A 25,168-nucleotide genomic window follows, 5' to 3' on the forward strand; every position below is an offset into this window, starting at 1 on the left:
CCCGAAAGGAAGCTCTCAGACCGTCGCCGGAAGCTGACGTTCATGATGGCGACCTCGCCCCATGGGCGTACCGAGCTGCTGCGACCGGACGGGAGCCCCGTCCGGGTGCTGGTCGTGGACGACGAGTCGGCCCTCGCCGACCTGCTGTCGATGGCCCTGCGCTACGAGGGCTGGGAGGTGCGGACGGCGGGCGACGGTGCCGAGGCGATCCGTACGACCCGTGAGCTGCGCCCCGACGCGGTCGTCCTCGACGTCATGCTGCCCGACATGGACGGGCTCACCGTCCTGGGCCGGCTGCGCCGTGAGCTGCCCGAGGTGCCGGTGCTGTTCCTGACCGCCCGGGACGCCGTCGAGGACCGGATCGCCGGGCTGACGGCGGGCGGCGACGACTACGTCACCAAGCCGTTCAGCCTGGAGGAGGTCGTCGCCCGGCTGCGCGGGCTGCTGCGCAGGTCGGGGGCGGCAGCCGCGCGCAGCGAATCGGTGCTGGCCGTCGGTGACCTGGTGCTGGACGAGGACAGCCACGAGGTGTCGCGGGCGGGGCAGGAGATCCACCTCACCGCGACCGAGTTCGAGCTGCTGCGCTATCTGATGCGCAACCCGCGCCGGGTGCTCAGCAAGGCGCAGATCCTGGACCGGGTGTGGAGTTACGACTTCGGCGGCCAGGCCAACGTCGTCGAGCTGTACATCTCCTACCTGCGGCGCAAGATCGACGCGGGCCGCAGCCCGATGATCCACACCCGGCGCGGCGCCGGGTATCTGATCAAGCCCGGGGAGTAGACACCGTGGCGCACCCGAGCCCGCGCGGCGGGAACAACACCCGGGCCGCCGCCCGGCGGCCCTGGTCGCTGCGCACCCGCCTGGTCGTCTCTGCGGTGTCGCTGATCGCCGTGGTCTGCGCCGTGATCGGCACGGTCACGACGATCGCCCTGAAGTCGTATCTGGAGGGCCAGGTCGACAACAACCTGCGCTCCTCCGCGGCCGGCGCGATGCGCAAGGCGAGCGAGCAGCCGAACTCGATCGATCCGCGCGGACCGGAGAGCATCTTCTTCCTCAACGGGCCCGGGCAGCCCATCGGAACGGCCGGGGCGCGCCTCGGGACGGACGGAAAGGTGATCAAGTCCGGCAAGAGCAACGACGAGCCGCTGCTGCCGGACTTCTCGAACGCCGCGCAGCGGGTCGACGAGCTGACCAGCGGGCAGGAGAAGGCGCTCGCCTCGGTCCCCCGCGACGACACCGTGCACGTCGTCGATCTCCCCGGCCTCGGCAGCTATCGAGCCGTGGCCAAGTGGAACCCGAGGGACGGCGGGATCATCATGGGCTTCCCGCTCAACCAGACCGAGGACACCGTCAACACCCTCATCCTGGTCGAGGTCTGCGTCGCCGCCGCCGGGCTGGTCGCGGCCGGGCTCGCCGGGGCCACCATGGTCGGCATCTCGCTGCGCCCGCTGCGCCGGGTGGCCGCGACCGCGACCCGGGTCTCGGAGCTGCCGCTGCACAGCGGCGAGGTGGCGCTGCGGGAGCGGGTCCCGGCCTCCGAGGCCGATCCGCGGACCGAGGTCGGCCAAGTCGGGGCGGCGCTCAACCGCATGCTGGGGCACATCGAATCGGCGCTGGCGGCCCGGCAGGAGAGCGAGACGCGGGTACGGCAGTTCGTCGCCGACGCCAGCCATGAGCTGCGGACCCCGCTCGCCTCGATCCGCGGCTACGCCGAGCTGACCCGGCGCGGCCGCGAGGAGATCGGGCCCGACACCCGGCATGCGCTGGGCCGCGTGGAGTCCGAGGCCGGGCGGATGACCGGGCTGGTGGAGGATCTGCTGCTGCTGGCCCGGCTGGACGCCGGGCGGCCCCTGGAGTACGCCGAGGTGGACCTGTCCCCGCTGGTGGTGGACGCGGTCAGCGACGCGCGGGCGCTCGGGTCCGACCATCAGTGGCGGCTGGAGCTGCCGGACGAACCCGCGCTCGTCCACGGCGACTCGGCGCGGCTGCACCAGGTCCTGGTCAACCTGCTGGGCAACGCCCGTCACCACACCCCGGCCGGGACGACCGTCACCGCGCGCGTGCTGTGGGGCGGCCCGCACACCGCGCCGCGCCCGTCGCCGTATCCGGCGCCGTACGGCATGGTGCACGGCCCGTCGCACGGACCCCGGAACCATCCGGGCGACGTCCACGGCTTCGGGCCCGGCTCGCCCCACGCCTTCGGCCACGGCCCAAGCCGGGACTCGCCGGGCCACGGCGCGCCGCCCGGCGGCGGCGGGTCCGGTTCGCTCTACGCGGCGCCGTACGGATCCCCGTACGCCATGGCGCGGGCGGCCGCGCACCCCGGCACCTCGGGGCCGCGGCGGCCGCCGTCGTACGTCTCGCTGCAGATCGAGGACGACGGCCCGGGCATCCCGCCCGATCTGCTGCCGCACGTCTTCGAGCGCTTCGCGCGCGGTGACGCCTCGCGTTCGCGCACCGCGGGCAGCACCGGTCTGGGGCTGGCCATCGTGCACGCGGTGGTCGCCGCGCACGACGGACAGGTGACGGTGGACAGCGTGCCGGGGCGTACGGTGTTCGGCGTCCACCTCCCTGTTCACCAGGACGTTACGCACTCACAGCCAGGTCACAGGCTGACCACACAGCCGTGACAGCGCCGCTCGCGAATGTCGTTCCATGCGAACCGACACCCCTCTCGAGGCGCCGCCCGAGACACCCCTGCAGACCTTGCCCGCGCGCCGGCACATCGCGGTCGACCGCAGCCGCCCGGTGCTCGACGTCGTGATCCCCGTCTACAACGAAGAGGCGGACCTCGAGCGGTGTGTGCGCCGGCTGCACGACCATCTGACGCGCACCTTCCCCTACCGATTCCGGATCACCATCGCGGACAACGCCAGTACGGACCGCACGCCCCATGTGGCGGCCTACCTGGACGACACCGTCGAGGAGGTGACGGCGGTCCGGCTGGAGCAGAAGGGCCGCGGGCGGGCGCTGCGCACCGTATGGTCGCTGTCCGAGGCGCCGGTGCTGGCCTACATGGACGTCGATCTGTCCACCGACCTCAACGCGCTGCTGCCGCTGGTGGCCCCGCTGATCTCGGGCCACTCGGACCTGGCGATCGGATCGCGGCTGGCGCGCAGCTCGCGCGTCGTGCGCGGCACCAAGCGGGAGTTCATCTCACGCGCCTACAACCTGATCCTGCGGGGCAGCCTGGCGGCCCGGTTCTCCGACGCCCAGTGTGGCTTCAAGGCGATCCGCAAGGACGTCGCGGAGCGGCTGCTGCCGATGGTCGAGGACACCGGCTGGTTCTTCGACACCGAGATGCTGGTGCTGGCCGAGCGGGCGGGGCTGCGCATCCACGAGGTGCCGGTGGACTGGGTCGACGACCCGAACAGCACCGTGCACATCGTGAAGACCGCCACCGACGACCTGAAGGGCGTCTGGCGGGTGGGGCGCGCACTGGCCACCGGCGCGCTCCCGCTGGACCGGCTGCGCCGCCCGTTCGGTGACGATCCGCGTGACCGCGAACTGAGCGGGGTGCCGGGCGGACTGGCCCGCCAGCTCGTCGGGTTCTGCGTGGTGGGCGGGCTGTCCACGCTCGTCTATCTGGCGCTGTACACGCTCCTCCGGCTCGGTACGGGCCCGCAGGTGGCCAACGCGCTGGCGCTGCTGCTGTCCGCGCTCGGCAACACCGCGGCCAACCGGAGGCTCACCTTCGGCGTCCGCGGACGGGACCGGGCCATCCGCCACCAGGCCCAGGGCCTGGTCGTCTTCGGCATCGGCCTCGTGCTGACCAGCGGCTCCCTGGCCGCCCTGGACACCGCCCCCGGCTCCCCCTCGCACGGCACCGAACTGGCCGTGCTCATCGCGGCCAACCTCGCCGCGACCGTTCTGCGCTTCCTGCTCTTCCGGGCCTGGGTCTTCCCGTCGGACAGCGGAGCCACCACCGACCACGACCCGAGGACCAACCGATGACGACGTACGACCACGGCACCCGGGAAGCCGGTGCGCCGCCGCCCCTTCCCGCCGCCGCTGCCCCCATCGCGCCTGACGTCTCCGATGTCTCCGGCGGCTCGCGCCTGGCGCGGGCCTGGCGGGGCCGTCCGGAGGACCCGCGCTGGGCGCGGCCCGCGCTGTGGGCCCTGCTCGCCGCGACCACCGTGCTCTACCTGTGGAGCCTGGGCGCCTCCGGTTACGCGAACCAGTTCTACTCGGCCGCCGTGCAGGCGGGCAGCGAGAGCTGGAAGGCGTTCTTCTTCGGCTCCTCGGACGCCGCGAACTCCATCACCGTCGACAAGCCCCCGGCCGCGCTGTGGCCGATGGCCCTCTCGGTGCGCGTCTTCGGCCTCTCCTCCTGGGCGATCCTGATCCCCGAGGCGCTGATGGGCGTCGCGACGGTCGGGGTGCTGTACGCGGCCGTACGCCGCCGGTTCAGCGCGGCCGCCGGGCTTATCGCGGGCGGCGCGCTCGCGGTGACCCCGGTCGCGGCGCTGATGTTCCGCTTCAACAACCCCGACGCGCTGCTGTGCCTGCTGATGGTCGCGGCCGTCTACTGCGTGCTGCGCGCGCTGGAGGACGCCCGGACGAAGTGGCTGGTGCTGGCCGGAATCTGCTTCGGCCTCGGCTTCCTCACCAAGACGCTCCAGGCGTGGCTGATCCTGCCCCCGCTCGCGGTGGTGTACGCGGTGTGCGCCCCGGCCCGGCTGGGCCGGCGGATCGGGCAACTGCTGCTCGCGGGGCTCGCGATGGTGATCTCCGGCGGCTGGTGGGTCGCGATCGTCGAGCTGTGGCCCGCGGCGTCCCGGCCGTACATCGGCGGTTCGCAGAACAACAGCTTCCTGGAGCTGACCTTCGGCTACAACGGCCTGGGCCGCATCAACGGCAACGAGACCGGCAGCGTCGGCGGCGGTGGCGCGCGCGGCGGTGGCGGCGGGATGTGGGGCGAGAGCGGTATCGACCGGCTCTTCGGCTCCGACATGGGCGGTCAGATCGCCTGGCTGCTGCCCGCGGCGTTCATCCTGCTGGTGGCGGGGGTGTGGCTGACCTGGCGGGCCCGGCGGACGGACGCCCGGCGTGCCGCGTTCCTGGTCTGGGGCGGGGCGCTGCTGATGACGTTCGCGACGTTCAGCTTCATGTCCGGGATCTTCCACCAGTACTACAACATCGCCCTCGCGCCGTACATCGCGGCGATCGTGGGCATGGGCGCGACGCTGCTGTGGGAGCGGCGGCAGGCCGGGGGCCGCGTCGGCACCGCGGTCTGCGTGGTGCTCGCGGTCACGGTCGCGGTCACGGCCTGGTGGTCGTACGTGCTGCTGGGCCGGTCCGCGGACTGGCACCCGTGGCTGCGCTGGGCGGTGCTGATCGCCGGTCTCGCGGCCGCGGCCGGGCTGCTGTTCGCGGCGCGGCTGGGGCGGACGCTCGCGCTGGGCGTGGCCGCGCTCGGTCTCGCGGCGGCGCTGGCCGGGCCGGTGGCGTACACGCTGAACACGGTGGAGACGCCGAAGAGCGGCTCGATCATCACGGCCGGTCCCACGGTGTCGGACGGCATGGGTGGCGGTCCCGGCGGCGGCCGCCCCGGCGGTGGGCGCATGGGCGGCCCGCCGTGGATGCAGGGCGGCCAGCAGGGCCAGGGTCAAGGTCAGCAGGGCATGCCGGGCGGTGGTCCCGGTGGCGGCTTCCCGGGCGGCGGGTGGCCGCAGCAGAACGGCACCGGCACCGGCAACGGCACCGGCACCGGCAACGCCCAAGGGCAGGGCAAGCAGGGCCAGCAGGGCCAGCAGGGGCAGGGCCGGAACGGTCAGCGGGGCATGTTCCCCGGCGCCATGGGCGAAGGCGGCCGACGCGGTATGGGCGGCGGCATGGTCGGGCTGCTCAACGGCGCGCAGGTCAACGCCAAGGTGAAGGCGAAGCTGGAGAAGAACGCCGACGACTACACCTGGACCGCGGCGGCCATCGGCTCGCAGAACGCCGCGAGCTACCAGCTCGCCACCCAGGACCCGGTGATGGCCATCGGCGGCTTCAACGGCAGCGACCCGTCGCCGACTCTCGCCCAGTTCAAGGACTATGTGAAGCAGGGGAAGATCCACTACTTCATCTCCTCGGGCACCGGCATGGGCGGCGGCCCGGGCGGCGGTCGCAACGGCACCTCCTCCAAGATCACCACCTGGATCGAGGCGACCTACAAGAAGGTCACCGTGGGCAGCACCACGCTCTACGACCTGACGCAGAAGAAGTCCTCCAGCTGACGCCTACAGCCCCGCTTCGTACGGGCCGGTGGCCGGGTTCCCCCCGCGGCCACCGGCCCGTACCCATGTGGGCGAACAGGGCGAACAGGGCGAACGGGGCGAACAGGATGCGGCGCGGCGCGACGGAAATTCGCTGTACGCCGTACAGCGGCATTTGTACGGTGTATGGCGAACGTCTGGCCACGCACCGTACATACACCTCCCTGGAGTCCCCATGACGACCCCGACCGCCGATACCGGACCTGCCGCCCCGCCCGGCACCACCTCCGGCGGCCATCCGCAGCGCTGGCTGATCCTCGCCGTGATCTGCCTCGCCCAGCTCACCGTGTTGCTGGACAACACGATCCTCAACGTGGCGGTCCCCTCCCTCGCCCGGGAGATGGACGCGACCACCGCCGACATCCAGTGGATGATCAACGCCTATTCGCTGGTCCAGTCCGGACTGCTGCTCAGCGCGGGCAGCGCCGCCGACCGCTACGGGCGCAAGAAGATGCTGGTCGCGGGGCTCGCCCTGTTCGGCGTCGGCTCGCTGATCGCCTCGCTGGCGCAGGGGGCGGGTCAGCTCATCGCCGCCCGCGCCGGAATGGGGGTCGGCGGCGCGCTGCTCATGACCACGACGCTCGCCGTCGTGGTGCAGATCTTCGACGACACCGAGCGGACCAAGGCGATCGGTGTGTGGGGCGCGGTCAGCTCGCTCGGCTTCGCCGCGGGGCCGCTCATCGGCGGCGGTCTGCTGGAGCACTTCTGGTGGGGGTCGATCTTCCTGATCAACATCCCGGTCGCGCTGCTCGGCCTCGCCGCGGTGGTCCGGCTCGTCCCCGAGTCCAAGAATCCGGCCGGCGACCGGCCCGATCTGCTGGGCGCGCTGCTCTCCACGGTCGGCATGACCGGGATCGTCTACGCGATCATCGCCGGGCCCGAGCACGGCTGGACCTCGAACCGGGTGCTGCTGTCCGCCTTCGTCGGCGTCGCCGTGCTGGCCGGTTTCGCGCTGTGGGAGCGTCATATCCCCTATCCGATGCTGGACATGCACTTCTTCCGCAACCGCTCCTTCGTGGGCGCCGTCGCGGGCGGCATCCTTGTCGCCTTCGGCATGGGCGGCTCGCTCTTCCTGCTCACCCAGCATCTGCAGTTCGTGCTCGGCTACGACGCGCTGGACGCGGGGCTGCGCACCGCGCCGCTCGCGCTGGTGATCGTGGCGCTCAACCTCACCGGTGTCGGGGCCCGGCTGCTGCCGAAGCTCGGCACGCCGCTGACGATCGTCACCGGCATGGGGATGCTCTCGCTGGGTCTCGCGCTGATCGCGGTCCTCGGTGCGGACGGCTACGGCGGGATGCTCCTGGGGCTGGTGGTGATGGGGGCCGGAATCGCGTTCGCCATGCCCGCGATGGCGAACGCCATCATGTCGGCCATCCCGCCGGAGAAGGCGGGGGTGGGCGCGGGCGTCAACGGCACCCTGACCGAATGCGGCAACGGGCTCGGCGTCGCGGTCCTGGGCGCGGTGCTGAACTCCCGCTTCGGCACGCTGCTGCCCGCGGCCGCCGCCGGAGCGGGCTCGCTCCCGGCCGCCCTCGCCACGGCCCGCACCCCCGAGGACCGGACGGCCGTCCTGGACGCCTTCGCCTCCGGGGTGGAGACCAGCCAGCTGGTGGGCGCGGCGGCCGTGCTCGCCGGTGGTGTGCTGGCCGCGCTGCTGCTGCGCCGGGCCGAACGATCTTCACCGGTGGCTCCGGCGGCATAGCATCGGATATGTATGACCCGTCGCGCATCGTGTCCGCCTGATACGCGGCAGCAGCGCAGCGCAGAAGGAGAGCCGCCATGGCAACCGGCAGCCGTGCCACCCACCCACGGTCCAGCGTCTGGCTCTCCGAGCGCAAGGCCCCCAAACGCAAGGGCGATCAGCAGCCGGTCGGTCTCGACCACGTGAAGATCATCGCGGCGACCGTCCGGCTGCTGGACGCCGAAGGGCTCGCGGGCTTCTCCATGCGCCGGCTGGCGGCGGATCTGGGCGTCACCGCCATGTCGGTCTACTGGTACGTGGAGACCAAGGACCAGCTGCTCGAACTCGCCCTCGACGCCTGCATGGGAGAGATCGTCCTTCCCGCGGAGGCCGCCCGGCCCGCCGGGGAGCCGGAACAGCCCGCCACCGACGAGGGCCGGGACTGGCGCGAGCAGCTGCGCCAACTCACCTTCGAATACCGCCAGGTGCTGGTGCGCCACCCCTGGCTGTCCCCGCTGCTGGGGGAGTACTTCAACATCGGGCCGAACGCGATGGCCTTCTCCAGCGCCGCACAGCGGGTGATGCGCCACAGCGGACTGCCGGACGAGAAGATCACCAGCGCGCTCTCCCTCGTCTACCAGTTCGTCTACGGCTTCAGCACCATCGAGGGCCGCTACTCCGCCCTCTGCCGGACGCTGGGGGTGACCCAGGACGAGCTGTTCCGGGAGGTGATGGGCTCGCTGGAGGATCGCCCGGAGTTCGACGAATCGCGCAGGACCATGGAAGCGAGCCGCGGATACAGCGTCGAGGAGATGCGCGAGCGGGAGTTCACCCTGGCGCTGGACCTCGCGATCGCCGGTATCGAGGCCCTGCGGGACGCCCCGTAGCCCACGGGCGGGCGCCGCGGCGGTCATACGGTCGCCGGAAGCTCCTCGCCCTGGACGGCCTGGTCCCCTTGAACTGCTTGAATGGCCAGCTCCACCCGCAAGGTGGTGCCGATCGCCGCGATGCCCGCCGCGACCACCTGGTTGTAGTTCATCGCGAAGTCCTCACGGCGCAGCTCCGCGGTCGCCCGGAAGGCCGCCCGCACCCCGCCCCAGGGGTCGGGGCCGGTGCCGAGATAGGTCAGGTCCAGGTCCACGTCCCGCACCACACCGTGCATGGACAGCTCCCCGTGCACCGTCCACCGGTCCGGGCCGGCCGCGCTCAGATGCGTGCTCGTGTAGGTGAGGACCGGGAACTGCTCCACGTTCAGGAAGTCGGGCGACTTCAGATGGCCGTCCCGCATCTCGTTGCCGGTGTCGATGCTGGCCGCCTGGATCACCGCCTCGACCCTCGACTTCTCGATGTCCTCGGCGATCTCGATCCGCCCGCCGAAGTCCGTGAACCGCCCGTGCACGCTGGAGATGCCCAGATGCTGCGCGACGGCCCCCACCGTCGAATGCGCGGGATCCAGCGTCCACGCGCCGGGCGGCGGCAGCTCCACCCCGCCCTGCCGGGCCAGCACCAGCGTGCCCACATCGGCGCGCCCGGCAGCCGTGACGATCGCCGTGGACGCCACCGGTGCGTACCCCACCGCCGTGGCGATGATCGTGTACGGGCCGGGGGGCAGCGGCTCCTCGCTGCGCACCGAACCGTCCTCGGTGGCCTGGGCGCGCAGCACCTGCCCGCCCGTCATATCGGTGACGGTCAGCACCGCGTGCTGCACCGCCCATCCGTCGCGGGTGAGGATCCGGGCCCGCAACCCCGCTCCCCCGCCTGCTCCTGCCCCAGTGGTCGTCATGCCGCGTGTCGTCTCCTGCTCCCGTGGTGCTGTGCTTCTTCCGCGCCCGGGCCCGGGCAGCGGTGTGAGGCCGTCCCCTGCCTGATGTACACCGCTGCCCGGATCCGGGTTCCGGGTCCGGCGGAATCATCCGCCGCCCGGTCCGGGGCGGGGGCGCGTCTCCGCTCTGCGCACGCCCCGCGCCCCGGAGTTCTCAGTCGCCGGGGTGGGCGAGTTCGACGTCGTGTCCGTCGATCCCGTGCCCCGCGACCGTCAGGTTGCCCGCCACCGGCGGGTAGCCGCTCGCGATGACCGTGTAGTCGCCCGCGTCCAGGTCGGTGAAGGCGTACGCGCCGTCCTCCCCGGTGGTGGCGGTGGCGACCACGTTCCCGGCCGCGTCGACCAGCGTGACCCGCGCGTCGGGCAGCGGGCGCCGGCCGGCCCCGGCCCGTACGGTGCCCTGCACCCGGGCACCTGCCTGCAGCGCGATCTCCAGCCGGGTCAGGCCCTGGGAGCCGACCTCGACGGGCAGCGCGGAGGGCCGGTAGCCGGGCGCGTTCACCGCGACCGTGAAGGTTCCGGCGACCAGCTCCTCGAAGCTGAACTCGCCCTGCTCACCGGTTTTGCCGGTGGCCAGCACCTCACCGCGGACATCGGTGATCACGACCATGGCCGCGTTCACCGGCTGCCCGTCGTCGGCGCCGCGCACGGTGCCCACCAGTCCGCTGGTGGCCGACAGCACGATGTCGAAACCGAGCGGTTCGTCGCCGACGACGACCGTGGAGGCCTGCGGCTGGTGGCCGTCGGCGGCCGCGATCAGCACGTACGAGCCGGAGCCGGGGGCGTCCAGGGCGTACGAGCCGTCGGTGTGCGCCACCGAACGTCCGAGCTGCCGCCCGGCGAGCGAGATCAGCGTCACCGCGGCGCGCGGCACGGCGCCGCCCTCCGCGTTCCGCACGAAGCCGTGCACGCCCTGCCGGGGCTGGTGCCCGGATCCGCCGTCACCGGCCGAGGCGTACGCCGCCAGGCGCTGCGGGGCGACCGCGGCGGCCGGGGCGCGCCCGGAGTCCGACGTGGACAGGTCGGCGGCCGGGGCGCCCACCAGGGCGGGCTCCCGCTCCTCGGTCCGGCCGTGGCCGGTCTCCGCGGTGACCGTGGCGTTCGCGGGGGCCGCGTCGCCCGCCGGGGTGTCCTCGGCGGCCTGCAGCGAGCCCGTGTGGGTACGCAGCGCGACCTCCTTGATGAAGAGGGTGAGCAGGAAGGCGAGCAGCGCGGCCGGGGCGGCGAACAGGAAGACGTCGCCGATGCCGTGTCCGTAGGCGCTCTCCATGATCGTGCGCATGGGCTGCGGCAGCGCCTGCACATCGGGGATGCCCCCGCCGCCGGTGCCGCCGTGACCCATCGCCCGGCCCTTGGGACCGAGCTCGGCGAGACCGTCCTTGACGTAGTCGGTCACCCGGTTGGCGAGCACGGCGCCGAGCGCCGAGACACCGATCGCACCGCCCAGGGAGCGGAAGAAGGTGACGACGGAGCTGGCCGCGCCGAGGTCCTGCGGGGCCACCTGGTTCTGCGTGGCCAGGACCAGGTTCTGCATCATCATGCCGATGCCGAGGCCCATGAGCGCCATGTAGATCGCCATGTGCCAGTACGGGGTGTCGTACCGGATGGTGCCCAGCAGCCCGAGGCCCGCCGTCACCAGCGCACCGCCGGTGACCAGCCACGCCTTCCACCGACCGGTCTTGGTGATGATCTGACCGGAGATCGTCGAGGAGACGAACAGGCCGCCGATCATCGGGATGGTCATGACGCCGGACATCGTCGGCGTCTTGCCGCGCGCCAGCTGGAAGTACTGGCTGAAGAAGACGGTGCCGACGAACATCGAGATACCGACGAAGAGGGAGGCCAACGAGGCGAGAGTGATCGTCTTGTTGCGGAACAGACGCAGCGGGATGATCGGCTCGCTCGCCTTGGACTCGATCAGGACGAAGAGCAGGCCGAGGACGACCGCACCGCCGACCATCGCGTAGGTCTGCCAGGAGATCCAGTCGTACTTGTCACCGGCGAAGGTCACCCAGATCAGCAGCAGCGAGACCGCGGCGCTGATGAAGAACGCGCCGCCCCAGTCGACCTTGACGTCCCGCTTCACGACCGGGAGCTTCAGGGTCTTCTGCAGCACGACCAGCGCGATGACCGCGAACGGCACGCCGACGTAGAAGCACCAGCGCCAGCCCAGCCAGTCGGTGTCGGTGATCACGCCGCCCAGCAGCGGACCGCCGACCGTCGCGACGGCGAACGTCGCGCCGAGGTAGCCGCTGTAGCGGCCGCGCTCGCGCGGGGAGATCATCGCGGCCATGACGATCTGGGCGAGGGCGGACAGTCCGCCGACGCCGACGCCCTGGACCACGCGGCAGGCGATCAGCATGCCGGGGTTCTGCGACAGACCGGCGACCACCGAGCCCGCGACGTAGATCAGCAGGGCTATCTGGACCAGCAGCTTCTTGCTGAAGAGGTCGGCCAGCTTGCCCCACAGCGGGGTGGTGGCCGTCATGGCCAGCAGGGTTGCGGTGACCACCCAGGTGTAGGACGACTGGCTGCCGTTGAGGTCGGCGATGATCTTGGGTAGTGCGGCGGAGACGATGGTCGACGACAGGATCGCGACGAACATGCCCAGCAGCAGCCCGGAGAGCGCCTCCATGATCTGCCGGTGGGTCATCGGCGCCGCGGCGTCGGCACCCTGGCCCTGACGGCCGTGGTGTCCTCCTCCGCCGTGCTTGGCGTGGGCGGGGTGCCCCGCGGGTCCCCGCACACCGCCGTCCGGTGTGGTCGTTGCCATGAATGTCCTTAACTTTGCGAAGGTGTACGGGTGGTGCTTTCGACCTGGTGCGGCAGGAGCCGGTGCCGGGTGTCACCGAAGCTCGACCGCAGCCGGGCGAGAAGTTCATTGAGGTGGCCGACGTCCTCGTCCGACCAGTCGTTCAGACAGTGCGCGAGCGCCTGCGTGTAGCGCTCCGACACCTGGCTGAGCAGAGTCGATCCGTTCGCGTTGATGCTCAGCAGCCGCGAGCGCCGGTCAAGCGGATCGGGCTTGCGGTCCACCCAGCCTCGATCGGCGACATGGGCCACATGGCGACTGGTGACCGACATGTCGATGCCGAGCAGCTCGGCGAGTTTGCTCATGCGCATCTCGCCGTAGCGGTCGAGGAGCATGAGGACGACGGCCGAGCCGGCCGGGCAGTCGGCTGGGAGGACGCGACCCAAACCGCGCTTGACGGTGCCGATGGCGCTGAGCTGACGGGCCAGCTCTTCGTACTGGCTCTGCGCTGCCATCGCACCTCCTTGAGACTTTAGGTTGCTTTAGGCAACCATAGAGGAAGTTAGTTGCTACAGGCAAATGACTGGGTGGCTTGAGGTAGTAAATTCCCCTTAAAGGCTTGTCCTCTTATCGGTCAAATGGGGTCACTGAGGTGGGAGGTGCCTGGAGTGACCCAGGGGTGGGCGGGAATCCGCGCGTTCGCTAGGGTCTGGGCCCATGGCGAACAACCCGCAGAGCCCCAGCGGCAACCACGACCCGGCCGGCTCCACCCAGATGTTCCGTGCGTTCGTCGACGACGGCGGACGGCAGCCGCAGACGGCCGCCACGTCGAGCCGCGGCTCGCGGGTCGGCGTGATCGTCGGCGTGGTCGCCGCGGTCGTCATCGTCGCAGCGGTGGCCTGGCTGGCCCTGGCCTGATCCGCCGGTCCCTCGGGACCTGTCAGACCTTCAGGACGCCTCGGATGCCCCGGACTTCCGGGGCTTCGGGGGCTCCCAGGGCTTCCAGTCGACCGAGACGTCCCGGGTCTCGATGTGCATCCCCAGGGGTACCCGCCAGGCGTCCACGCACACCTTCCAGGTCCGTACTCGCTTCTGGCCCGCGCCGATCGGCGCGGGCAGCTTCCGCTTCGACTCCAGCGTCGCCCAATCGAGGCCGAGCGCGTCGACGACATGCGTCGAGAGCGTCACCTTGCCCGATACGACGGGCAGCCCACCGGTGTTGCGGAACTCGACGGTCACCTTCTCGCACCAGCGCTCGTCGGTCGCCGTGCGCTCCGGGTCGCCGACCTTCAGGGCGGCCGGTCCGGAGGGTGTGGAGGGCGCGGGAGACGTGCCGCCGGGTGGGGAGGAGGGTGCGGGCTCGTCGTCCGTACGTCCGCCGGTGGAGCCCGAGCCGCCCGGGCCCGTATCGCCGTCGCCGCCTCGTTCGCCGCCCTGTTGGCCGCCCTGTTCGCCGCCCTGTTCGCCGGCGGAGCCGGTGCTCGGGGGCCGCGACGACGCCGACGCCGATGGACCGGGCGTACGCGTGCTGGACGCGGTGCTGGGGGGCGCGCCGCTCGTCTCTTCCGCGCCGGTCGTCCCCGGTGTCGTGCCCGGGGCGCTCTCGTCGTCCGTCCGGCGGCGCTCGCCGGAGTCGTCGCCCCGGTCCAGCGGCACCAGGTCGACGCCGCCTTCCGGGGGCACGGCCTTCGTCGGGGCCCGCCCGTCACCGGGACCGGCCGCCCCGGTGGCGACATGGCCCTGGCCGCTTCCGGCGCAGCCGCCGAGCAGCGCGCCCAGGCACAGCGCGACCGCCGAGGTGGCGAGTGCCGTGCCCCGGCGGCCCGTTGTCCGGCTCCCCGCGGGTCGCATCGGCCCAGTGTGGCTGACGGGCCGTCAGGAGTACAGGGTCAGTCCGCGATGAGTCCTTCGCGCAGCTGGGCCAGGGTCCGGGTGAGCAACCGGGAGACGTGCATCTGGGAGATCCCGACCTCCTCGCCGATCTGGGACTGCGTCATGTTGGCGAAGAAGCGGAGCATGATGATCTGGCGCTCGCGCGGGGGGAGTTTGGCGAGGAGCGGCTTCAGCGACTCGCGGTACTCCACGCCCTCCAGGGCGCTGTCCTCGTAGCCGAGCCGGTCGGCCAGGGAGCCCTCGCCGCCCTCGTCCTCCGGGGAGGGGGAGTCCAGCGAGGACGCGGTGTAGGCGTTGCCCACCGCGAGTCCGTCGACCACGTCCTCCTCGGAGACGCCGAGCGCCGTGGCCAGCTCGGTGACGGTCGGAGAACGGTCGAGGCTCTGGGCCAGCTCGTCGCTGGCCTTCGTCAGCGCCAGCCGCAGCTCCTGCAGCCGCCGTGGCACGCGCACCGACCAGCTGGTGTCGCGGAAGAAGCGCTTGATCTCGCCCACGACGGTCGGCATCGCGAAGGTCGGGAACTCCACGCCCCGTTCGCAGTCGAAACGGTCGATCGCCTTGATCAGTCCGATCGTGCCGACCTGGACGATGTCCTCCATCGGCTCGTTGCGGCTGCGGAACCGGGCCGCCGCGTAACGCACCAGCGGAAGGTTCAGCTCGATGAGGGTGTCACGTACATACCCGGCTTCCTCGCTCTCCCGGTCGAGTGCGGAAAGCCGCAGGAACAGGGAGCGGGAGAGGGTGCGGGTGTCGATGGCGTCGCAGTCGTCAAGCACGTGCGGTGCGTCGTTGGTGAGCACCTTCGAGCTGCCCAGTTCTACGGACATGCCACCCCCTTGAGGTCGCGGACGGATCCCAGTTGCGCTCTGAAGCGTTCAACGCAGCCTCCCCCTCAATACCGGAGGTCGGGCCGCGGCAAACGCAACTCCTGCAGAATGTCACATGTCGGCAACACGCTGTAGCGCCATGTCGACATTACGGCGCCGAAGGGCCGGGGAGGGGGTCCCCCGTCACGATGACGGTTCGATCCGATTCGCGGATCTCAGCCGGGCGAAGCTGCGGGACAGTAGCCGGGACACATGCATCTGCGAGACACCCAACTCGGCGCTGATCTGAGATTGCGTCAGATTGCTGTAGTAACGGAGCAAAAGGATACGCTGCTCGCGCTCGGGCAGTTGTACGAGGAGGTGGCGCACCAGGTCGCGGTGTTCGACTCCGGCGAGCGCCGGGTCCTCGTAGCCGAGCCGGTCGACCAGCCCCGGCAGCCCGTCGCCCTCCTGGGCGGCCTCCAGGGAGGTGGCGTGGTACGAGCGCCCGGCCTCGATGCAGGCCAGCACCTCGTCCTCGCCCAGTCCCAGCCGTTCGGCGATCTCGGCGGTGGTGGGCGAGCGGCCGTGCAGTACCGTCAGGTCCTCGGTCGCGCCGTTGACCTGCACCCACAGCTCGTGCAGCCGGCGCGGTACGTGCACGGTGCGGACGTTGTCGCGGAAGTAGCGCTTGATCTCGCCGACCACGGTGGGCATCGCGAAGGTCGGGAACTGGACGCCGCGCTCCGGGTCGAACCGGTCGATCGCGTTGATCAGGCCGATCGTGCCGACCTGGATCACGTCCTCCATGGGCTCGTTGCGGCTGCGGAAGCGGGCGGCGGCGTAGCGGACCAGCGGCAGATTGACCTCGATCAGCGCATCGCGCACCCGGGTGTGCTCGGGGGTGCCGGGGGTGAGGCCGGACAGCTCGGCGAAGAGCACCTGGGTGAGGGCTCTGGCGTCAGCCCCGCGGCTTCTGCCGCTCTCGCTGCCGCCGTCGCCTCTGCCGTCATCGCCTCGGGACGGGGTTCTGGGCGCGGTACGGGCCGACACGGTCACGCCACCCCTTCACGATGTACTCACCCGGCAAAGCGGTCATAGCATCACAAGACATGTGCACTGTGTGCAAGCACCGCTTTACTACGTGTTGGTGGCGAAATTGCCCCATACTGGGGCGGCTGCTTCCCTCGGTGCGCGGCAGTCGGCACTCGGAAGGCGGAGCCCCTGATCACCCGGCTGCTGATACCCGGCCGCTCATCCCGGGCGACCGGTTCAGCTGACCAGTTCGCTCATGAACTCACCGACGCTCTTGGCGGCGTCCGATATGCCCTCGAACCCCACCTGGACGAGATCGGCTGCCCGCGCCGGGGTCTTGATGATCGTGTACAGCACGAAGACGATCAGCATGTAGAGAGCGATTTTCTTCGCCTGAGCCATCTCGTACTGCCTCTCGCGCTGTGTCCCCTGGTGCAAACCGCGGCGGAGTCTATCCACACCGCGGAAGCATCAGTCTTATCAGTCCGATCATCCGGCAGGTGATCCACAGGTGCGGGCTTCGTGGAGTGGGCGCCCGGGCGACGATGGGTGGACTCTGGAGAGGGGCGGGATCGAAGGTCCTGGAGGGAGGCGGAGATGCGTGTCGGGGTGCTGACCGGTGGTGGCGACTGCCCAGGGCTGAACGCGGCGATCCGCGCCATCGTCCGCAAGGGCGTCGAGGTGCACGGCCTCGACTTCGTCGGGGTGCGGGACGGCTGGCGCGGCGCCCTCGACGGCGGGATCGTGCCGCTGGACGTGCCGGCCGTGCGCGGCATCCTGCCCCGCGGCGGGACCATCCTCGGCTCCTCCCGCACCAACCCGCTGGCCGGCGAGGACGGGGTGCGCCGGGTCCGGGAGACGCTCGCCGACCATGATGTGGACGCCCTGATCGCCATCGGCGGCGAGGACACCCTCGGGGTCGCCGCGGCCCTCTCGGACGAGGGGATCGACGTCGTCGGCGTGCCCAAGACCATCGACAACGACGTCGCGGGCACCGACAGCACCTTCGGCTTCGACACCGCGGTCAACATCGCCACCGAGGCCATCGACCGGCTGCACACCACCGCCGAGTCCCACACCCGCACCCTGGTCGTCGAGGTGATGGGCCGCCACGCGGGCTGGATCGCCCTGTACTCGGGCATCGCGGGCGGAGCCAACGTCATCCTCATACCCGAGCAGCCCTTCGACGTCGACCAGGTCTGCGGCTGGGTGGAGAACCGCTTCAAGATCAGGTATGCGCCGATCGTGGTGGTGGCGGAAGGGGCCGTGCCGAAGGAGGGGCAGATGGTGGTCAAGGACTCGGCGCTGGACGCGTTCGGCCATGTGCGGCTGTCCGGCGTCGGGGAGTGGCTGGCCCGGGAGATAGCCGACCGCACGGGCAAGGAGGCCCGCACGACCGTGCTCGGGCACATACAGCGCGGCGGCACGCCCAGCGCCTTCGACCGCTGGCTGGCCACCCGTTTCGGGCTGCGCGCGGTCGACACGGTGGTGGACCGGGAGTTCGGCGTCATGGTCGCGCTGCGCGGTACGGACGTCGTGCGCGTGCCGCTCGCCGAGGCCGCGGCCGGGATCAGGACCGTCGACCCCGCGCTCTACGCGGAGTTCGGCGTGTTCTTCGGATGAGGCGCGTGCTTCGCGGATTCGGAGCCGGATTCGGAGCCGGACTTCGGACGAGGGGGTGACGGCATGGGCTGACGGGGGGGTGAGGGCGTATGTCCGTGGTCCGGGTCAGGCTGTCCGTGGTCAGGCGGGGTGCGGTACGACGGCCACCGGGCAGTGCGCGTGGTGCAGTACCGCGTGCGCGACCGGGCCCAGGCGGCGCTCGGCCACCCGTGGGCTCGTGCGGCGCCCGACGACCAGCAGCCGGGCCCGCTCCGACGCCCGCACCAGCGCTTGCGCCGGACCCAGCAGCACCACGTCCGGCACCACCGGGACCTGCGGGTACCTCTCCCGCCATGCCCGCAGGGCGTCGGAGACCACCTGGCTCTCCTGGTCCTCCCACAGGCCGCGGTCCTCCTCCAGCACGGTCAGCATCCAGGCGGAGGGCGAGGCCGGGGGCAGCGCCCACGCGTGGACGACCCGCAGCAGGGCGTCCCGCTCCCGGGCGGCGCGGAAGGCGAAGCCGATCGTCTCGTCCGCCGGGTCGTGCGCGTTGACACCGGCCACCACCTCGTCGGCGTCCTGACCCATGGCGGACGGTCGCGCCGCCGTGTCGGGCACGGTCACGACGGGGCAGTCCGCGGCGGCCGCCACACACAGCGCCACCGACCCGACCGCGAGCCCGTCGAAGCCGCCCCAGCCGCGTGCCCCGACGACCAGCAGCGCGGCGTCCGCAGCGGCCGCGAGCAGGGCCTGCTCGGGTTCGGTGTCGGTGTGCACCCCCTCGACGTCGAGGCCGGGGTGGCGGCCCCTGAACTCGTCGGCCGTGCGCCGCAGCATCTGCTCGCCCACGTGCTGCCACGCGGTCCATCCGGGCACCGGGGAGACCCTGCGCGGCAGCGGCGGACACGCATGCGTCAGCCGCAGCCCGACCCCTCGGCGGTGGGCCTCCCGCGCGCCCCACTCCGCCGCCGCCAGGCTGCGCTCCGAGCCGTCGACACCAGCGACGACAGGGCCGGTCATCGCCTTCTCCCTCCAGGAGCGTGGACGGGCTTTTGCGTTTAGTCTAAAGAGGAGGGGTATATCCGCGATGTGCCGTGATGTTCGGGGAATCCCTCCACAGAACCGCGAGGGGCAGCGGCCGCCCCCGGTCCGGGCCACCGGACCGGGGGCGGTTCTGCGTCGTGCCGGGTCCGGGTTCCGCGGATGGGGGAGGCGGGCCGGTCCCCCGAAGGTGGGGGCGGATGTCGGGGTTTCGGGGGACGCGGCGATCCGCGGGCCGAGCGCAGCATGGGGGCGAGGGAAGGGAAACGGACATGCGCTCGATCTCATGGCATCTCACCTCGCGCCGATCAGGACTTGCCGCCGGATCCGTCGCCGTCGTGTCCGCCGTGGCGGTCCTGGGGACGGTCACCCCCTCCGGGTGGGCCGCGACGGCGGAGTACCGCCGCGAACCGGTCGGGAAGACCTCGGTACCGGCGTTCACCTCCGCCGTCGGCCATGACCGCCGGCATGTGGTCTCGCCCTCCAACGGGGGCCGGGCCTTCCAGGGCGACACCCCCGGCCTCTACGCCGGGACCCCGGGCCGGCGGACCTGTGACCGGCAGGAGCTGATCCGCGACCTCAAGGCGGCCCCGAAGAAGGCCGCCGCCTGGAGCAAGGTCCAGCACATCCGGCCGGTGCGCATACGGGCGTATGCGCACCGGCTCTCCGGCGTCGTCCTGCGGTCGGACACCTACGCCAGGACGTACGGCTACCAGGGCCGGGTGAAACCAGCGGCCACCGTTCTCCAGGCGGGCACCGCCGTGTTCGTCGACAGGAAGGGCATGCCGGTCGTGAAGTGCGCCTCCGGAAATCCCATCAGTGCGGCGGCCCCGAAGAAGGGCGCCGAGCTGACGTTCACCGGCCCCCAGTGGTCCGGCTTCTCCCGGAACGCGGTCACCGTCATCCGCCCGGCCCCGGACGCGGTCAAGCGGATCACCGTGGTGACGTCCGGCAAGTCGGAGCTGTTCCGGCGGGTGATCGGTGTGGCCAAGGGCAAGAAGGCGCGGGACGTGGTGCTGTCCCCGTCCCACTACCCGAAGTACCTGGCGATGCCCGGTGAGCAGAACGCCCCGAACCTGGCGGAGGCGCCGAAGAGGATCAAGCGTCACTCGCCGCTGGGCCTGGAGACGATCCGCCCGTCCGATACTCCGTCACTGGAGCCGTCCGAGCCGCCGGATCAGTCCCAGCAGCCCACGGACCCGGGCCAGCAGCCCACGGACCCGGGCCAGCAGCCGTCGGACCCCGGGCAGCAGCCCACGGATCCCGGCCAACAGCCCACGGATCCCGGTCAGCAGCCGTCCGATCCGGGCCAGCAGCCGCCGCCCAACCAGCAGCCGTCCGATCCGGGGCAACAGAGCCAGCAGCCCCAGCAGCAGCCCCCGCCGCAGCAGCCGACGGACCCGAACCAGCAGAACCAGCAGCAGCAACCCCCGCCGCCGCCTCCTCCGCAGCAGCCTCCGCCCCAGCAACCGCCCCCGCCACCTCCGCCGCAGCAGCCCCCGCCGCAGCAGCAGCCCCCGCAGTAACCCCCGGGGCCGTGTGCGCGGAAGCCGTCCCTGGTCCGGTCCTCCGGGCCGGGGATCGGTGCGCGACCGCCACCGCGCGGCAAGCGGCAAGAGGCCGGGGTTCCGGTTGCGGCATGCCAGGCGCGTGTCGGCCCCTGTCCCACGCGCGCTTCGCACTGCACATGGGCGGGGCCCGCGGCCGGCTCCAGGGGACGCTGGAGAAGTTGGACGCGGCGAACACGCCTCCGTCCTCCTGAGCGCCTCAGGCGGTGGTCTCCAGGGCCGTACCGCCGTACCGCCTAGAACGGCATGTGGCCCCGGGCGCGCCGGCCGGCGGAGCCGCTGCGGCCAACTGCCTTGGAGCTGCTGCGGAAGGGCTTGCTGAGGAGTCGGCCCAGGACGCCGGGGGCCTTGCCGCCGACGCGTGAACCGGCGCCCAGGGTGCGCTGGGTGCCCCGTTCGGGGTGGCGGGACAGGCGCGGCACGAGGAAGGCCAGCACGGCCAGAACGACACAGATGCCGACGATGGCGAAAATCATGACGAAGCACTCCTCTGTGAGGTGTGCCTGCCGACTACCCGCCCTGCCCGACAGCATGCCGCCCGCGCGCCCGGGCCCCACCGCTCATGCGGAGCCCTGCTCCGGCAGGGACCGTTGCAGGAGCATCGTGTCGACCCAGCGGCCGTGTTTGTGGCCGACGGCGGTCAGCCGGCCCGCTTCGCTGAACCCGAAGCGCCGGTGCAGCGCTGTCGAGGCGTCGCTGCCGGTGCCGTCGCCGCCGGTGTCCGCGATGACCGCGATCATCCGCCGCTTCCCGGCCCGGGCGGTCTCGTCGATCAGGCCGCCCAGCAAGGCGGTGCCCAGCCCCTGGCCGGTGGCGTCGGGGGCGAGGTAGATCGTGTCCTCCACCGTGTACTGGTAGGCGGGCTTGGGGCGCCACGGAGCGGCGTACGCGTACCCGGCCACGGCGCCCGACAGTTCGGCGACCAGGAAGGGCAGACCCCGGACGGTGAGGGAGCCCAGCAACTGCTCCCAGTCGGTGGCGGAGCGGGGCGTCTCGTCGAAGGTGATCACGCTGTGGCGGACATAGTGCGTGTAGATGTCGGCCACGGCTTTCAGGTCGGCGTGGCTCGCTGGCCGGATGGCCGCTCCGGAAGGGGACATGTACACATCGTTTCACTGGGGAGGCAGTTGACGCGGTCGACGGGAACAACCGGTGCGCTCAGCGGGGCCGCGCGGCCGCGGGACCGCGGGGCCGGTGGGCCGTCCAGTCGGCGCCCTCTCCCCGGCGTGGGCAGTTCACCGGTAGCCGTGAGGGGAGGGGGCTGGCCGGTCGGGTGTCGCGTCGTCGTGGTGCGGGTGGTGGAGGCAGACGGGTCGTGGCCAGGCCAGGCCGGGGGAGTGCGGTCGGTGGCGCTGGAACAGGGCAGGTCAGGGCAGCTGCCCGGGGTGACCCACCGCCTAGAACGCCCTCATCTGCGCAGTTCGATCTTGCATTTTCATGTAGCACCACTGCTTCAGCTGCCCGGACGGCCGGTGATTAAAATCGTCTCTCATGTCGAAGCCTGACGAACTGCTCGTTGACGTCGCCGCCCTGGTGGAGTCCGGGCACAGCAATCAGATGTCTCTGACCGTGGTAGCGGGTGGTGCTGTCATCACGGGGCGGCTGGCTCCGGAAGCCGTGTGGAGGCAGCGGGTGTCGGAGGTTTTGGCGGACTCGGCCCGCCTGAGCGATTTCTCCGCCGTGTTCACCGCTGCGACGCGCGAGGCGGAACCGCCCACGCATCTGCATTTCCATGTGGCGCGGATTCTGCAGGGCGCGGTGGGGATCCCGGAGACGGGTGGGATGTACCGGGTAGCGATCGAGGACGTCAGTGCCTGGACCATGGGCGACTTCAGCTACTCCGACCACTGACCCACTGCCGCACCGAGAATCTCCCGTTACGCGGTGAGGGTCCGACCGGCGCATTCCGGTCGGACCCTCACCGCTGCTTCGATGGCGGCTCACGCCCGCCCGTCGGTCAGATGGCCGCAGGGATGCCGAGCATCGCGGACGCCTGTTGGAGCGGGGTGAGAGCGCGTTTGGGCGCGGCGGCCCGGGGAGGAAGGCCGCGGCAGGTGAAGCCGAGCCGGGTCATGGCCCGGAGGACTTCGCCGGCACTGAAATCGCGGCGGTCCTGGCGTGTGATGACCTGGCCGACCTGTTTGACGGGGTAGGTGCGGTGGCCGATGGTCACGGACTCGCCGAAGATTTCCTCGGGCTTGACGCCCTTCATGGATTCCAGGACGCCGCTTTTGGTGAGGTCGAAGGGGAAGCGGGCGATGACACAGCGCATGATGCCTCACAGGGAGAAGAACGGATGGGGGATGGTTCTGCCGCGGTTGAGGCGGTTCAGCGGGCAAGGGCGAGGATGCCCAAGGCGCTGCCGTGTTCGTCGACCACAGGCAGGGCATCGAGCTGGTGGTAGCGCATCGCGTGCTGGGCTTCGGTCATGGTGGTCACGGGAGAGGTGAACGGGCCGCGGTCGCCGAGGACGTCGCGCAGCTGGATCCGGTCTGTGTACGCGGAGCTGTCGCGGACTGCGGTGAGCTGGGCCTGGGTGAGCAGACCGGTGCACAGGCCGTCGTTGTCGCTGACGAGGAGGTGCACGGTGCGGGCGCTTGCCATGACGGACAGGGCGACCTCGATGGTCATGTCATCGCAGACCTGCGGTCCGGCGGTGTCCATGGCGTCGGCCACCGTCCTGCGCACGGGGGTGGCATTCGCCGAGCGGGGCTGCATCTGAATCAGCGTCACAATGTGCCTCCTGTAGAGGTGGGTCATTTTCCTGATCACGAAGGTTCTAGTGCCGCGTCAGCCAAGGTTCACCCCGCTCGCCGCCCTGGCACGGCCATCTGCGGCGTTGCCGAATCGACCGAGTAGGCCCACTACGAGGCCGATCCGGCGCCTTGCATCTGACCGCACCAGGACGCCTCGCTACCGGGCAAACCTTGGCTGACGCGGCACTAGGCAGCCGCGTCGAACGAGGACGTCCGCGCGGTCGCGCGCCGGGCGGCCGAAGCGGGGCTGCGTCGGCCGCGTGAGGCCGCGCTGTGCTCACGCCGCTCGGCCACCGGCGCGGTGATCGTCACGGGGATGCCGGAGGTCTGGGGCACGATGCCGCCGGCCGCCATGAGGCAGGTCATGTCGCGGCGCTGGTCGGGGGTGACCAGGGTGACGACGCTGCCGGACTCCCCGGCCCGCGCGGTACGGCCGCTGCGATCAAGGTAGTCCTTGCGGTCGGTCGGCGGGTCGACGTTGACGACGAGGTCGGGGTAGTCGACGTGGATGCCGCGGTCCGCGACGTTCGTGGCCACGAGCACGGTGACGTGCCCGGTCTTGAACTGGGCCAGGGTCCGGGTGCGCTGCGTCTGTGACGTGCCGCCGTGCGGGGTGGCGGCCCGGACACCGCTGTTCAGCAGATCCTGCGTCAGCCGGTCGACGGCGTGCTTGGTGTCCAGGAACATGATCACTCGGCCTTCGCGCGCTGCGATCTGCGTCGTCGTCCGGTGCTTGTCGGCGCCGTGGACGTGCGGCACGTGGTGCTCCATCGTGGTGACCGCGCCTGCGGACGGGCCGACGGAGTGGACGACGGGGTCGGCGGGGCTGTCGGTCCGGCGGGGGCGGGAAATGCGGCCGTTCGTACGTGTGGGGTTCATTCAGAACCTTCCTTGACGCGGCACGCATCAAGGAATTCCCGCAGCAGAAGAGTGGCGCGGGGAATCACAAGAACGGACCGAATGGAGCGCGAAAGTGAATCTGGCTTGCGGCGAATCTGGTGCGGGCGCAGGCGATGAAATGTGTGACGTCATGGGGGCGTGAAATCCAGGACGTCGACCGGTATGGCTCCGAAGGGGCCCGCTCCCCGGAGCGGGGGCCACGGTCGGCGCCATCCCGCAGGTGAAACCTCGGAGGCTGCCCGTAGCTGGGGCCCGCGTCCCGAGGGATGCGGGCCCCAGCTGCAAAGCGCGCGTCAGGCGGGGACTATGTTCTCGGCCGTCGGACCCTTCTGGGTCGGCGCGATGTCGAAGGTAACCCGCTGGCCTTCGAGCAGCTCACGGAAGCCCTGCGCGGCGATGTTCGAGAAGTGGGCGAACACGTCGGGGCCGCCACCGTCCTGCTCGATGAAGCCGAAACCCTTGGCTGCGTTGAACCACTTCACGGTGCCTGACGTCATGCCATATCTCCTTTGGGGCAGTGCGCCGGGACCCGCGGTGCACGGATACCGGGTCGCCGCGATGATGCCCCGTCCGGAAAATGACCGGCAACACGAAGACGCTTCCGATGGCTGAAAATAGCGGCGAAGGCGCTTGAAGCTTTGGGAACCACAACTGCAACTGAGATCGACAGTAGCATGGAGTGGTGGCCCGTGTGCGGTATTTTTTTTCACTCTGTTAGTTGTGGTAAAAACGCTCCCCGCGCGGCGCGTTTAACCCTCATCTCGCGGTCATAGATATTGGCTCACCCGGAGCGCAGCGTTTCAGGAAGAGCGGTCGCTGTTCACGCCCGTAGCCGGTCTCGACGGCAAGGCCTGCGCGGGGCAGCCGTGCCCTCCGAGGGCGGGTGGGAAGGCCGGGCAGCGCTGTTGTTCTCGGCCTGGGGCCCTTCTGGCCCTGGGCTCTCTCGCCGCTATGTGGACTCCGGCCCCTCGGTCCCACCGCGAATTGGGCCACCCGAAGCCGAGTAGATCGGCTGGCCGTGGGAACGATCAGGGCTTCCGAACGGGCAT

The 25,168-nt window shown here is 71.1% G+C and carries 23 protein-coding genes and 1 pseudogene; 10 read left to right on the forward strand and 14 right to left on the reverse strand.

The features are described 5' to 3' along the window. Positions 1-42: 42 nt before the first annotated feature. The 6 genes from ASC60_RS02370 (at position 43) to ASC60_RS02395 (ending at position 8,831) form a co-directional block, all read left to right on the forward strand. Entirely contained in the window at positions 43-780 is a 738-nt protein-coding gene (locus ASC60_RS02370) for a response regulator transcription factor (protein WP_039938430.1), read from the forward strand. 5 nt (positions 781-785) lie between these two features. Continuing rightward, positions 786-2,630 (forward strand): cell wall metabolism sensor histidine kinase WalK, encoded by a 1,845-nt coding sequence (locus ASC60_RS02375; protein ID WP_234356745.1) that lies wholly within the window; start codon positions 786-788, stop codon positions 2,628-2,630. 25 nt (positions 2,631-2,655) lie between these two features. Next, positions 2,656-3,954: a bifunctional glycosyltransferase family 2/GtrA family protein gene (locus ASC60_RS02380; protein WP_055546146.1), complete on the forward strand. Its 1,299-nt coding sequence runs from the start codon at positions 2,656-2,658 to the stop codon at positions 3,952-3,954. Further along, complete coding sequence (locus ASC60_RS02385) at positions 3,951-6,224, forward strand: glycosyltransferase family 39 protein (RefSeq protein ID WP_055546148.1); 2,274 nt, start codon at positions 3,951-3,953, stop codon at positions 6,222-6,224. The genes ASC60_RS02380 and ASC60_RS02385 overlap by 4 nt, the downstream gene beginning before the upstream one ends. A 214-nt stretch (positions 6,225-6,438) precedes the next feature. After that, complete coding sequence (locus ASC60_RS02390) at positions 6,439-7,965, forward strand: MFS transporter (protein ID WP_055546150.1); 1,527 nt, start codon at positions 6,439-6,441, stop codon at positions 7,963-7,965. Positions 7,966-8,042: 77 nt separating this feature from the next. Then, on the forward strand, positions 8,043-8,831 hold the full coding sequence (locus ASC60_RS02395; RefSeq protein ID WP_055546152.1) for a TetR/AcrR family transcriptional regulator: 789 nt from the start codon (positions 8,043-8,045) through the stop codon (positions 8,829-8,831). A gap of 23 nt (positions 8,832-8,854) precedes the next feature. Here ASC60_RS02395 and ASC60_RS02400 read toward each other — a convergent pair whose 3' ends face one another. The 3 genes from ASC60_RS02400 to ASC60_RS02410 form a co-directional block, all read right to left on the reverse strand. Next, positions 8,855-9,727, reverse strand: coding sequence for a YceI family protein (locus tag ASC60_RS02400; protein WP_055546154.1), 873 nt, complete (start codon positions 9,725-9,727; stop codon positions 8,855-8,857). Between the two features lie 193 nt (positions 9,728-9,920). Then, positions 9,921-12,539, reverse strand: coding sequence for an MFS transporter (locus ASC60_RS02405; RefSeq protein ID WP_055546157.1), 2,619 nt, complete (start codon positions 12,537-12,539; stop codon positions 9,921-9,923). 8 nt (positions 12,540-12,547) lie between these two features. Continuing rightward, a complete protein-coding gene (locus ASC60_RS02410; RefSeq protein ID WP_055546159.1) occupies positions 12,548-13,033 on the reverse strand; it encodes a MarR family winged helix-turn-helix transcriptional regulator in 486 nt (161 codons plus the stop codon). 202 nt (positions 13,034-13,235) lie between these two features. On the opposite strand from ASC60_RS02410, the gene ASC60_RS02415 reads away from it, so the two are divergent. After that, positions 13,236-13,436 (forward strand): hypothetical protein, encoded by a 201-nt coding sequence (locus ASC60_RS02415; RefSeq protein ID WP_055546161.1) that lies wholly within the window; start codon positions 13,236-13,238, stop codon positions 13,434-13,436. A gap of 30 nt (positions 13,437-13,466) precedes the next feature. Here ASC60_RS02415 and ASC60_RS02420 read toward each other — a convergent pair whose 3' ends face one another. The 4 genes from ASC60_RS02420 to ASC60_RS42005 form a co-directional block, all read right to left on the reverse strand. Then, on the reverse strand, positions 13,467-14,369 hold the full coding sequence (locus tag ASC60_RS02420) for a hypothetical protein (RefSeq protein ID WP_055546163.1): 903 nt from the start codon (positions 14,367-14,369) through the stop codon (positions 13,467-13,469). 38 nt (positions 14,370-14,407) lie between these two features. Continuing rightward, positions 14,408-15,238 carry an RNA polymerase sigma factor SigF gene (locus ASC60_RS02425; RefSeq protein ID WP_055546165.1) on the reverse strand — a complete coding sequence of 277 codons (831 nt, stop codon included), beginning with the start codon at positions 15,236-15,238 and terminating at the stop codon, positions 14,408-14,410. Positions 15,239-15,421: 183 nt separating this feature from the next. After that, positions 15,422-16,276: an RNA polymerase sigma factor SigF gene (locus ASC60_RS02430; RefSeq protein ID WP_055546167.1), complete on the reverse strand. Its 855-nt coding sequence runs from the start codon at positions 16,274-16,276 to the stop codon at positions 15,422-15,424. A gap of 213 nt (positions 16,277-16,489) precedes the next feature. Next, the gene (locus tag ASC60_RS42005; RefSeq protein ID WP_199830841.1) at positions 16,490-16,654 is read right to left on the reverse strand and encodes a hypothetical protein; all 165 of its coding nucleotides are present in this window, start codon (positions 16,652-16,654) and stop codon (positions 16,490-16,492) included. A gap of 195 nt (positions 16,655-16,849) precedes the next feature. On the opposite strand from ASC60_RS42005, the gene ASC60_RS02440 reads away from it, so the two are divergent. After that, the gene (locus tag ASC60_RS02440) at positions 16,850-17,875 is read left to right on the forward strand and encodes a 6-phosphofructokinase (protein ID WP_055546171.1); all 1,026 of its coding nucleotides are present in this window, start codon (positions 16,850-16,852) and stop codon (positions 17,873-17,875) included. A gap of 120 nt (positions 17,876-17,995) precedes the next feature. Here the strand turns inward: ASC60_RS02440 and ASC60_RS02445 are convergent, their stop codons facing one another. After that, positions 17,996-18,874, reverse strand: a complete 879-nt coding sequence (locus ASC60_RS02445; protein WP_055546173.1) for a universal stress protein — start codon at positions 18,872-18,874, stop codon at positions 17,996-17,998. A gap of 293 nt (positions 18,875-19,167) precedes the next feature. On the opposite strand from ASC60_RS02445, the gene ASC60_RS42010 reads away from it, so the two are divergent. Continuing rightward, positions 19,168-20,421, forward strand: a complete 1,254-nt coding sequence (locus ASC60_RS42010) for a DUF6777 domain-containing protein (protein ID WP_055546175.1) — start codon at positions 19,168-19,170, stop codon at positions 20,419-20,421. A 278-nt stretch (positions 20,422-20,699) separates the two neighbouring features. Here ASC60_RS42010 and ASC60_RS02455 read toward each other — a convergent pair whose 3' ends face one another. Both ASC60_RS02455 and ASC60_RS02460 read right to left on the reverse strand, forming a co-directional pair. Beyond that, positions 20,700-20,939 carry a DUF6411 family protein gene (locus ASC60_RS02455; RefSeq protein WP_055546177.1) on the reverse strand — a complete coding sequence of 80 codons (240 nt, stop codon included), beginning with the start codon at positions 20,937-20,939 and terminating at the stop codon, positions 20,700-20,702. An 84-nt stretch (positions 20,940-21,023) separates the two neighbouring features. Continuing rightward, complete coding sequence (locus tag ASC60_RS02460; protein ID WP_055547134.1) at positions 21,024-21,563, reverse strand: GNAT family N-acetyltransferase; 540 nt, start codon at positions 21,561-21,563, stop codon at positions 21,024-21,026. A gap of 391 nt (positions 21,564-21,954) precedes the next feature. On the opposite strand from ASC60_RS02460, the gene ASC60_RS02465 reads away from it, so the two are divergent. Further along, the gene (locus tag ASC60_RS02465; protein WP_055546179.1) at positions 21,955-22,314 is read left to right on the forward strand and encodes a hypothetical protein; all 360 of its coding nucleotides are present in this window, start codon (positions 21,955-21,957) and stop codon (positions 22,312-22,314) included. A 106-nt stretch (positions 22,315-22,420) separates the two neighbouring features. On the opposite strand, the gene ASC60_RS02470 is transcribed toward ASC60_RS02465, so the two are convergent. The 4 genes and pseudogenes from ASC60_RS02470 to ASC60_RS02485 all read right to left on the reverse strand — a co-directional run bounded on the left by ASC60_RS02470 (position 22,421) and on the right by ASC60_RS02485 (position 24,616). Beyond that, positions 22,421-22,735, reverse strand: a complete 315-nt coding sequence (locus ASC60_RS02470) for an SCO5918 family protein (protein WP_055546180.1) — start codon at positions 22,733-22,735, stop codon at positions 22,421-22,423. A gap of 56 nt (positions 22,736-22,791) precedes the next feature. After that, complete coding sequence (locus ASC60_RS02475; RefSeq protein ID WP_055547136.1) at positions 22,792-23,196, reverse strand: CBS domain-containing protein; 405 nt, start codon at positions 23,194-23,196, stop codon at positions 22,792-22,794. Positions 23,197-23,405: 209 nt separating this feature from the next. Beyond that, positions 23,406-24,038 (reverse strand): annotated as a pseudogene (locus ASC60_RS02480) (helicase-related protein); the annotation flags it as partial. Between the two features lie 374 nt (positions 24,039-24,412). Beyond that, a complete protein-coding gene (locus ASC60_RS02485; protein ID WP_055546182.1) occupies positions 24,413-24,616 on the reverse strand; it encodes a cold-shock protein in 204 nt (67 codons plus the stop codon). Between the last annotated feature and the right edge of the window lie 552 nt (positions 24,617-25,168).

This window comes from Streptomyces sp. NBRC 110028 (assembly GCF_001417735.1).
In the GTDB taxonomy this organism is placed as follows: Bacteria; Actinomycetota; Actinomycetes; order Streptomycetales; family Streptomycetaceae; genus Streptomyces.